Here is a 10,302-nt window from a genome sequence, read left to right on the forward strand (position 1 = left end):
TCAGAGTGAAGTTAAAAAATATTGTTTCTACATAGATAGCAAAAAAGCGGTCAATACTCAGTATTAGACCGCTTTTTGTTAGTCGGAGCTAAAGGTTATTTTAACCCTTTCTTCTCCAGACCAGCATAGATAATTTTCTGCTGGGTAATCGCTACTAAGTTACCTACCAACCAGTATAGAACCAGACCAGCTGGGAACCATAGGAAGAATACGGTAAAGATTACTGGCATCCACTGCATCATCTTAACTTGCATTGGGTCCATAGTCGGTGCCATTGGCTGCATCTTCTGCATAATGAACATCGAGATACCCATTAGGATTGGTAACACGTAGTAAGGATCTTGTACTGACAAGTCAGTAATCCATAGCATGAATGGCGCGTGACGCAATTCAACACTTTCTAGTAGTACCCAGTATAGTGCGATGAAGATAGGCATCTGTAACAAGATTGGTAGACAGCCACCCATAGGGTTCACTTTCTCTTTCTTGTACAGTTCCATCATAGCTTGACCCATCTTCTGACGGTCATCACCAAAACGCTCTTTCAGTTCAGCAAGCTTAGGCTGTAGATTACGCATTTTCGCCATAGAGGTGTATTGCGCTTTCGTTAGCGGGTACAGCAAACCACGAACTGTTAGGGTAATTAAGATGATAGCAAAACCCCAGTTACCAACGATTGAATGGAAGAACATCAATAGTTTGTAGATAGGTACAGCTAACCACCATAGGAAGCCATAGTCGACAACTAGGTTTAGTGATGGAGAAAGTGCTGATAGTGATTTTTGATCTTTAGGACCAACATAGAACTCAGCTGTAATGGTTTGTTCAGCGCCAGGTGCGATATCATGTAGCTCACCACGGAAACCAATATTAGCAAGGCCATTTCGTACACTAGAGAAGATAATATTCTTCTCAGTAGCAGGTGGTACCCATGCAGATACGAAGTAATGCTGCAGCATTGCAACCCAGCCACCTAGTGTAGAATCATCTAGGTTTTTATCAGCCATGTCGTCGAAGCTGTACTTTTCATAGCGAATGTCAGCAGTTGAGAATGCTGCGCCACGATAAGTAGGCATCATCATGCTGCTTTCGCTCTCCTTGATGCTGTGCTTAATCTGTCCATACATTTGAACTTGAAGCTGTGCATCTGAAGTGTTGTTAATTTTGTAATCAACAGCGATGTTGTACTTACCGCGAGTGAAGATAAATAATTTGGTATAAGTTACGCCTTTGTCACTAACATAAGTCAGTGGCACGCTAAGAGTATCTTGGCCATCAGCCAACTTGTACTCACGTGAAGCGCTATCAAAGTGAGCTCGACCTTTTACACTGCTGTCGATACCGTCACGACCAATAAGGCCACTTTGAGCGATATAATAGATATCGTTTGTTTGCTCTAGAAGAACGAATGGCTCGTCGCCGTTTTCCTCAAGGTTATGAGCAAGTAGGGCTGAGTAAACAATATCACCACCAATAGGATCAATTTTGATTTCTAGTTGGTCAGTAAATACGGTGATCAGTTCTTTAGATGCTGTTATCGCTTCAGGTACGGCTGAATCGGCATCAGGCACATCTGAACTATGGGCGTCAGCAACTGTAGAAGCTGGAATTGAAGACTGTGTTTGAGCTGCTGCCACCGGTTGAGGTGCTTTATCTGCTTGCCACTGTTGCCACAGTAGGAAGCTGACAAACAGCAAACCGATCAGCAATATATTGCGTTGAGATTCCATAACCTATTTATCGCACCTATGTTTTTTGTTAGGGACGGGGTCTTCTCCGCCCGGATGTAAAGGGTGACATCTTAATATGCGTTTCGCTGCGAACCAACACCCTTTCACTACTCCATGCAATCGAATTGCTTCGATTGCATAATGTGAACACGTTGGATTGAACCTACAACGAGGCCCCAGCATGGGGCTTATGAGTAGTTGGTAACCACGAATAATCGTAGTTGCTAGCCATTGTAACGGCGAGAGAGTTTTCGCCATAGCTTTTCTACTAAGTTTTTGAGTTCTGCGTTTTCCATATCAAGCACGCCATTTCTGACAAGCACAACGATATCCACAGCGGGTAGATCATGCTGGTGTAAACGAAAATTATCTCTAATTATGCGTTTAATACGGTTACGTTGGTTTGCTTTTTTGACATAACGCTTGGCAACAGTTAGTCCTAAACGAGGGTGTTGTTCAGAATTAGGAATTGCAAGTAAGGTTATTTCAGCGGAGGACGCTTTGATAGGTTTGGTAAATACAGATTTAAATTGCGCGGGAGTTAACAAACGTAACTCCCGCGTAAAGGTATAGCTAGTCACTTGCATTTCTACGGTTACGCAGAAAGACGAGCGCGACCTTTAGCACGGCGACGTGCGATGACCTTACGGCCACCTACAGTAGCCATACGAGCGCGGAAGCCGTGAGAACGCTTGCGCTTCAGGTTGCTAGGTTGAAAAGTACGTTTACTCATTATGGCAATCCGTCTTTGTTAGGTTAATAAACCTTAAACTCCAAAAAAGAGCTAAGGGCAAAAAAGAGGCCGAATTGTAATCACTTTAGTTATGCACGTCAACCATGAATGAGTGCAAGTGATTAAATATTGCCATCTCTGAATATATTCCGAAGCTTTAGAGCCACTAGAATATGTGGATAACTCTGTGAGTTACCACTACATCTTGTGGTTTCATAGATCTAAAAGCTGATCGAAAGCTTTCTATTATAGATCGATCTGGATCGCTTTATAAAGCTGGATTTGCAGCAGGAGCAATATTTTTTGATCGCAAGGGATCTTTTAAGATCGTGATCTTAATGATTAGTTGATCTATCTGGGGATAAATATATTTAAAGGATAGCGATCAGCGTGATCTCACTATAGAATAGGCCTCTTTTGTATGATCTTTTGGGGATAACTACAGTGGCGGTTTCACTTTGGCAACAATGTATCGCAAGGCTGCAAGATGAGCTACCTGCTCAGCAATTCAGTATGTGGATAAGACCGTTACAAGCAGAAATGGAAGGCGACACACTCGTCATCTATGCGCCTAATCGTTTTGTGTTGGATTGGGTTAGGGACAAATACCTAAATATCATCAACCAATTTTTTACTGAACAAATGGGTAGCGATGCGCCAAATTTGCGCTTTGATATCGGTAGCCGCCCGTCGGCTAAGCCAGTTGTTCAAGCCACTGCAGCAATAAGAACTAGCAGACCTGCTAGTAGAGAAGTTGTTAAGCCTTCTTTTAATACTCCGCATGCAGAGCCAATGGCGAATGCTAATCACCGCAGTAATATTAATCCTACTTACCAGTTTGATAACTTCGTAGAAGGTAAATCAAACCAATTAGGTAAAGCGGCTGCTTTGCAGGTGGCTGAAAATCCTGGTGGTGCTTATAACCCATTGTTCCTTTATGGTGGCACTGGTTTAGGTAAGACTCACCTATTGCACGCTGTTGGTAATGGCATAATTAAAAATAACCCGAATGCAAAAGTGGTTTACATGCATTCTGAGCGTTTCGTGCAAGACATGGTTAAAGCGTTACAAAATAACGCGATTGAAGAATTTAAGCGTTACTACCGTAGCGTGGATGCATTGTTTATCGATGACATTCAATTCTTTGCTAACAAAGATCGATCTCAAGAAGAGTTTTTCCACACCTTTAATGCATTGCTAGAAGGTAATCATCAGATCATTCTTACATCGGATAAATACCCGAAAGAGATCGACGGTGTTGAAGATCGTCTTAAATCTCGTTTTGGTTGGGGCCTAACGGTTGCTATTGAGCCACCAGAGTTAGAAACCCGTGTGGCGATCTTAATGCGTAAAGCGCAAGAGAGTGGCATTAACTTACCTGATGAAGTGGCGTTCTTTATTGCTAAGCGTTTACGTTCAAATGTACGCGAGCTTGAAGGCGCGCTAAACCGTGTTATTGCTAACGCTAACTTTACCGGCCGTCCGATTACTATCGATTTTGTGCGTGAAGCATTGCGCGATTTGCTGGCTCTACAAGAGAAGCTAGTCACTATCGATAATATCCAAAAGACGGTAGCGGAATACTACAAGATTAAGATGGCTGACATGTTATCTAAGCGTCGTTCACGTAGCGTGGCGCGACCAAGACAGATGGCAATGGCGTTATCAAAAGAATTAACCAACCAAAGTTTGCCTGAAATTGGCGATGCATTTGGTGGTCGTGACCATACAACTGTTTTACACGCATGCCGTAAAATTGCCCAGTTGCGTGAAGAAAGTCATGACATTAAAGAAGATTATGCTAACTTGATAAGAACTTTATCTTCTTAATATCAGGGATATTGAATCAATGAAATTTTCAATTGATAGGGACGCCTTGTTAAAACCGCTTCAATTAGTCAGTGGTGCGGTTGAAAGACGTCACAACTTGCCAATTCTGGCAAACCTTCTAGTCGAAGTGAGTAATCACTCACTTAAGTTGACTGGTACCGATTTAGAAGTCGAATTAGTCGGTGAAGTTCAGCTCGAAGGTGAGGTTGTAGAAGGTCGTACTACCGTCCCTGCAAAGAAGTTTTTGGATATCGTTAAGTCTCTGCCTGAACAGGTAGAACTTAAGTTAGAGCAGCAAGACAATCGTTTACTATTACGTTCGGGTCGCAGTCGATTTACGTTGGCTACTTTGCCAGCTGAAGAGTATCCAAATGTCGATGCTTTTGAGGCTGAGATTGAGTTTACCCTGAAGCAGGGCACAATGAAGTCGCTGATTGATGCGACGCAGTTCTCTATGGCTAACCAAGATGTACGTTATTACCTCAACGGTTTGCTACTTGAAACTGAAGGTAACGTGCTGCGCGCTATTGCTACAGACGGACATCGTTTGGCGCTAAGCCATCGTATGATCGAAGCCTCGTTACCTGAAAAGCAAGTGATTGTACCGCGTAAAGGTGTATTGGAGCTGATGCGTTCGTTTGAAGCTGACGATCTCGATGTCACTATTGCGATTGGCGACAATGCGATTAGAGCGACCACGGCAACAGCCACGTTTACCAGTAAGTTAGTTGATGGACGTTTTCCTGATTATCGTCGCGTACTGCCAAAGGGTGGCGACAAAATCGTTATTGCTAGTCGTCTTCAGCTAAAACAAGCGCTACTGCGTGCATCTATTCTGTCGAATGAAAAGTTCCGTGGTGTGCGGGTACAGCTTGAAAATAACTTAATTAAGATCACAGCTAATAATCCTGAACAGGAAGAGGCAGAAGAGATCTTAGATGTTGAATATGACAATACACCGCTAGAGATAGGCTTTAACGTCAGTTACTTACTCGATGTCTTAAATAACCTGCCTTCTGATGATGTACGTATTACCTTGATAGACGGCAACTCAAGTGCGCTTATCGACAACCATATAGAGCAAGACTCTATGTATGTTGTTATGCCAATGCGTTTGTAGTCTACAGCTCTCTCTTCTATAGCTATCAATGACTAACCTGATAAAGGCCTAACGGGTTTTTATCAGGTTAACTTCATAATGAGCCATAGAGCTCTCCTTCGTTGTTATAAAGGTCATCAATGAGTCTTAGCCGTCTTCATATTGAAGCTTTTCGAAATATAACCTCTGCACAATTGCTGCCGGGTGACGGACTTAACTTAATTTACGGTCAGAATGGTAGCGGTAAAACCAGCATTCTTGAGGCGATTTATTTCCTTGGAATGGGGCGGTCTTTTCGTAGTCATCTCTCACAACGTGTGATTAAGAATGACGATGATGCTTTGACCCTGTTTGCCAATATGGAGAACGGTGACGAGCAGAGTAAGATAGGTTTACGCCGATTTAGAAGTGGCGATATTGAAGTTAAAATTAATGGTGATAAAGTAAAGCGTTTATCGACGTTAGCTGAAACCTTACCGATCCAAGTGATCACGCCTGAGAGCTTTTCATTACTGTTCGAAGGGCCAAAATCCAGACGTCAGTTCATTGATTGGGGCGCATTTCATTCTGACCCTCGTTTTTATGCTGCATGGGTCAATGTTCGTCGAATTTTAAAACAGCGAAATCAGTTGCTCAGAGATGGTTCACCCTATAGTTCGATACAATTTTGGGATAAAGAATTTATTCGTTATGCTGAACTGGTAACCGACATAAGAAAGCAATATGTAGACTCGTTAAATGAGCTACTTAAGGGTATAATCGGAGAGTTTTTACCTCAGGTAGATGTTAAGGTTTCTTTCACCCGAGGATGGGATGCGAAAACTGAGTATGCACAGCTACTCGAGACGCAATATCCTAGAGATTTAGCCACAGGCTATACCGTCAGCGGGCCTCATAAAGCGGACTTAAGATTACGAGTAGGAACCCTACCCGCTCAAGACGCTTTATCTCGTGGCCAGTTGAAACTGTTAGTCTGTGCGTTACGCATTGCACAGGGAAAGTTGCTCAAACAACAAATAGATAAAAAAAGTATTTATCTGGTGGATGATCTTCCATCGGAATTGGATGCACAGCATAGAAAACTATTGTTACAGCAATTAGCTGATACCGGGGCACAAGTTTTTGTCACGGCTATTGAGCCTGCAGCAATAGTGGATTCGTTAATCACGCCGCCAAGTAAGATGTTCCATGTGGAACACGGTTGTGTAACGGTAATTGAATAACCGACGAGAGAATAATATGTCAGAGAATAGTTATGATTCTTCGAGTATTAAGGTTCTAAAAGGCCTTGATGCGGTACGTAAGAGACCAGGAATGTACATCGGTGATACCGATGATGGTACAGGTCTACATCACATGGTATTCGAAGTGGTCGATAACTCTATCGATGAAGCGTTAGCGGGCCACTGTAACGACGTCATTATTACCATTCATGCCGATGGTTCGGTATCAGTGCGAGATGACGGCCGTGGTATCCCGGTATCGATCCACGAAGAGGAAGGTATCTCTGCTGCTGAAGTTATTATGACCGTACTTCACGCTGGTGGTAAATTCGATGATAACTCTTATAAAGTATCGGGTGGTTTGCACGGTGTTGGTGTATCTGTTGTAAACGCGCTCTCTTCTAAATTGCAAATGACCATTCGTCGTGAAGGCAAGGTATACGAGCAGTTTTATACTCACGGTGTACCTGATGCACCAATTAAGCCTATCGGTGAAGCGACTAAGACAGGTACAGAAATCCGCTTTTGGCCAAGTACAGAGACATTCACTGATGTCCTGTTCCATTTCGATATCTTAGCTAAGCGTGTTCGTGAGTTATCATTCTTGAACTCAGGCGTGGGTATTCGTCTTGTAGACGAGCGCGATAACCGTGACGAATTCTTCAAGTATGAAGGTGGTATCAGTGCATTTGTTGACTACTTGAATGTTAACAAAACACCAGTAAATAAAGAAGTATTCCACTTTATTCAAGAGCGTGAAGACGGTATTACCGTTGAAGTGGCTATGCAGTGGAACGATGGCTTCCAAGAGAATATTTTCTGTTTTACTAACAATATTCCACAGCGCGATGGTGGTACTCACTTAGCGGGCTTCCGTGGTGCATTGACACGTAACCTAAATAACTACATGGAACGTGAAGGTTTTAACAAGAAAGGTAAAACTGCAGCTACCGGTGACGATGCTCGTGAAGGTTTAACTGCTGTTATCTCTGTTAAAGTACCCGATCCTAAGTTCAGCTCACAGACTAAAGACAAGCTTGTTTCAAGTGAAGTTAAGTCAGCTGTTGAGCAAACAATGGGTGAGCAGTTAGGTGATTACCTAATGGAGCATCCAAACGAAGCGAAATTGATCGTCGGTAAGATTATCGATGCTGCACGTGCTCGTGAAGCGGCGCGTAAAGCTCGTGAAATGACTCGTCGTAAAGGCGCATTAGATTTAGGTGGTTTGCCAGGTAAGCTTGCTGACTGCCAAGAGAAAGATCCTGGTCTTTCTGAAATTTACATAGTGGAGGGTGATTCTGCGGGCGGTAGTGCTAAGCAGGGTCGTAACCGTAAGAACCAAGCGATTCTTCCACTTAAAGGTAAGATTCTAAACGTAGAAAAAGCCCGTTTTGACAAGATGTTATCTTCTCAAGAAGTGGCAACACTGATTACTGCACTAGGTTGTGGTATTGGTCGTGATGAATATAACCCTGATAAAACGCGTTATCATAACATCGTTATCATGACCGATGCTGACGTCGACGGCTCGCACATTCGTACACTGCTGTTGACCTTCTTCTTCCGTCAAATGCCTGAGCTGATTGAGCGTGGTTATGTTTATATCGCGCAGCCACCTTTGTACAAGGTGAAGAAAGGTAAACAAGAGCAGTATCTGAAAGATGATCCTGCATTGACAGAATACTTAACAACGCAAGCATTAGATAATGCCAATATCTATCCGTCTCAAGGTGCACCAGGCATGTCTGGTCAACCGCTAGAGCGTTTAGTTAATCAGTATCGTGAAGTTGAAGCTATCATTGCTCGTTTAGAGCAACGTTACCCAACTAATATCACAGATCTAATGCTATATCACCCAGCAATCACTAATGACATGTTGAGTGACGAAGCACAAGTTAAAGCCTGGGCTGATGCATTTGTCGCTGATCTTATTGATAAAGAAACTGGCGGTATCTTATATAGCGCTGAGCCAGTACTTGATCCTGAGCGTCAGGTTTATTTGCCAAAGATTACCATCCGTAAGCACGGTATCGATACACACTATATGTTCTCGTATGACTTCTTCCAGTCTACTGATTACCAACGCATCGTTAAGATGGGTAGTGAAATCAACGGCCTAGTTGAAGACGGCGGTTATGTACAACGTGGCGAGCGTACTAAAGATGTTGTCAGCTTTGTTGAAGCGCTAGAGTGGTTGATGAGCGAATCGAAGCGTGGCTTATACATTCAGCGTTATAAGGGATTGGGTGAAATGAACCCTGAGCAGTTGTGGGAAACTACAATGGATCCTGAGTCACGTCGTATGTTGCAAGTAACCATTGAGGATGCGATTGGTGCTGATCAACTATTTACTTGTTTGATGGGTGATCAAGTTGAGCCTCGTCGTGAGTTTATTGAAGCAAACGCGCTTAATGTGGCAAACCTCGACGTTTAAGTTTAGTTTTATCGGTAAACTTAAATATTGAGTAAAGTCGGTGCTATATGCACCGATTTTTTTTGTTAAAAACCCCGTACTGGTCATAAAAAATTGTTTAGTAAAGCGCTAAAAAAACTGTTTAATATCAGAGAGCAGGTTGTTATTGAGCAACCAAAGAGCTTTAGTGGCTCCATGGAACACTTTCAATCCACACTCAGTGAGCCTAAGCCAATAAAAGCGCAGGCAGCAACAGATGTTGCTGATGTGACGATAGACCTTTCTGCATTGTTCTATAGCCTGTTATTCCCAAGCACCCAGCTAAATGGCACAGCAAACGAGCTTGAAAAAAGTGTATTTAGACGTGTTGAAGCCGCTCTCACATCACCCAAGGCAATTGCTGATCGGGTATTAAAATTGCCGACGCAAATAGCGGCATTAGACCAGCAGCTCGCCGATGAGAATAGCGATACTAAAGCACTGTTAGCCCTAATCGAGCGAGATCCTGTCTTGAGTGTTGAGGTATTAAAGCTATGTAACTCGCCACTGTTTAGACGCAGCGATAAAGAGATCACTAGCTTACAGCTGGCTTTAGTGCAGCTTGGACGTGAGCAGATGCGACGTTTTGTTACTACTGCGATGATGCGTAAAGTTATTGATATTAAACCTATTTATTTTCGTCGTTTCGGCAGTCAAGTATGGCGCCACTCTATGCAAGTGGCTTACTTGTCGAGTGAGCTTGCTCAAGAGGAAGCTGATAGTGCATTTTTATTAGGCTTATTGCATGACGTGGGTAAGATTGCGATTTTTAAGCTGTTATTAGAAGCATTTAAACAAGCAGAACCCGGTGAACAACCTTGCTCTAGTTTATTTCGGCAGGTAATGACAACCAAGTCTTTGAGTCTCAGCGCGCTACTGGCTCGCTATTGGGAGTTACCGTCATTATTTGAGGCAGAGCTCAGCCGTTTAGCTGTCATTGATTCTAAGCCTGCTGGTGGGCTTGCTGAGGTGGTTTGGCGCGCTAATCTTATCAGTGAATGCTCTATGCTATTTGAAGCGGGTAAGTTACAGCTGGAGCAATTAGAACGCTTGTTATTTGAAGCGAGCATAGACCGTGAAACGTTTGAGCAGCTGCATTTGAAACTTGTGCAGTTTTAAGTTTGTTCCTAAAAAGTCCCAATAAAAAACGCGCCAAAGGGTAATGCCGATCATTTAGCAGTTTATTGATCGGTTGACCGATCTTTATAAGATGGCAAAATCCGAGTGTTTTTAAA

General features: G+C 43.0%; 9 protein-coding genes. 5 read left to right on the plus strand and 4 right to left on the minus strand.

The window, feature by feature from the left end; translation table 11 throughout:
* Positions 1-95 precede the first annotated feature (95 nt).
* Genes yidC through rpmH form a run of 4 tightly spaced genes read right to left on the minus strand, consistent with a single transcriptional unit; the run spans position 96 to position 2,463 of the window.
* Positions 96-1,730, minus strand: a complete 1,635-nt coding sequence (gene yidC, locus ACVBIK_RS18505) for a membrane protein insertase YidC (protein ID WP_447161636.1) — start codon at positions 1,728-1,730, stop codon at positions 96-98.
* Positions 1,731-1,733: 3 nt separating this feature from the next.
* Positions 1,734-1,988: a membrane protein insertion efficiency factor YidD gene (gene yidD, locus ACVBIK_RS18510; RefSeq protein ID WP_249000586.1), complete on the minus strand. Its 255-nt coding sequence runs from the start codon at positions 1,986-1,988 to the stop codon at positions 1,734-1,736.
* Positions 1,955-2,311, minus strand: a complete 357-nt coding sequence (rnpA, locus tag ACVBIK_RS18515; protein WP_086020069.1) for a ribonuclease P protein component — start codon at positions 2,309-2,311, stop codon at positions 1,955-1,957. Before rnpA ends, yidD begins: the two co-directional genes overlap by 34 nt.
* Positions 2,312-2,325: 14 nt before the next feature.
* Complete coding sequence (gene rpmH / locus ACVBIK_RS18520) at positions 2,326-2,463, minus strand: 50S ribosomal protein L34 (RefSeq protein ID WP_011867659.1); 138 nt, start codon at positions 2,461-2,463, stop codon at positions 2,326-2,328.
* Positions 2,464-2,907: 444 nt separating this feature from the next.
* On the opposite strand from rpmH, the gene dnaA reads away from it, so the two are divergent.
* The 5 genes from dnaA to ACVBIK_RS18545 all read left to right on the plus strand — a co-directional run bounded on the left by dnaA (position 2,908) and on the right by ACVBIK_RS18545 (position 10,186).
* On the plus strand, positions 2,908-4,293 hold the full coding sequence (dnaA, locus tag ACVBIK_RS18525; RefSeq protein WP_447161637.1) for a chromosomal replication initiator protein DnaA: 1,386 nt from the start codon (positions 2,908-2,910) through the stop codon (positions 4,291-4,293).
* 19 nt (positions 4,294-4,312) lie between these two features.
* Positions 4,313-5,413 carry a DNA polymerase III subunit beta gene (gene dnaN, locus ACVBIK_RS18530; protein ID WP_447161638.1) on the plus strand — a complete coding sequence of 367 codons (1,101 nt, stop codon included), beginning with the start codon at positions 4,313-4,315 and terminating at the stop codon, positions 5,411-5,413.
* A gap of 119 nt (positions 5,414-5,532) precedes the next feature.
* A complete protein-coding gene (gene recF / locus ACVBIK_RS18535) occupies positions 5,533-6,615 on the plus strand; it encodes a DNA replication/repair protein RecF (RefSeq protein ID WP_447161639.1) in 1,083 nt (360 codons plus the stop codon).
* A 16-nt stretch (positions 6,616-6,631) separates the two neighbouring features.
* On the plus strand, positions 6,632-9,049 hold the full coding sequence (gyrB, locus tag ACVBIK_RS18540; protein WP_447161640.1) for a DNA topoisomerase (ATP-hydrolyzing) subunit B: 2,418 nt from the start codon (positions 6,632-6,634) through the stop codon (positions 9,047-9,049).
* A gap of 93 nt (positions 9,050-9,142) precedes the next feature.
* Positions 9,143-10,186 (plus strand): HDOD domain-containing protein, encoded by a 1,044-nt coding sequence (locus ACVBIK_RS18545; RefSeq protein ID WP_447170248.1) that lies wholly within the window; start codon positions 9,143-9,145, stop codon positions 10,184-10,186.
* Positions 10,187-10,302 lie beyond the last annotated feature (116 nt).

The organism is Shewanella sp. 125m-1, from assembly GCF_052977065.1.

Excerpts from the sequence above, each read along its gene's own strand:
- yidD (WP_249000586.1), bottom strand. The coding sequence starts at position 1,988 with ATGGCGAAAACTCTCTCGCCGTTACAATGGCTAGCAACTACGATTATT.
- yidC (WP_447161636.1), bottom strand. The coding sequence starts at position 1,730 with ATGGAATCTCAACGCAATATATTGCTGATCGGTTTGCTGTTTGTCAGC.
- gyrB (WP_447161640.1), top strand. The coding sequence starts at position 6,632 with ATGTCAGAGAATAGTTATGATTCTTCGAGTATTAAGGTTCTAAAAGGC.
- rpmH (WP_011867659.1), bottom strand. The coding sequence starts at position 2,463 with ATGAGTAAACGTACTTTTCAACCTAGCAACCTGAAGCGCAAGCGTTCT.
- recF (WP_447161639.1), top strand. The coding sequence starts at position 5,533 with ATGAGTCTTAGCCGTCTTCATATTGAAGCTTTTCGAAATATAACCTCT.
- dnaN (WP_447161638.1), top strand. The coding sequence starts at position 4,313 with ATGAAATTTTCAATTGATAGGGACGCCTTGTTAAAACCGCTTCAATTA.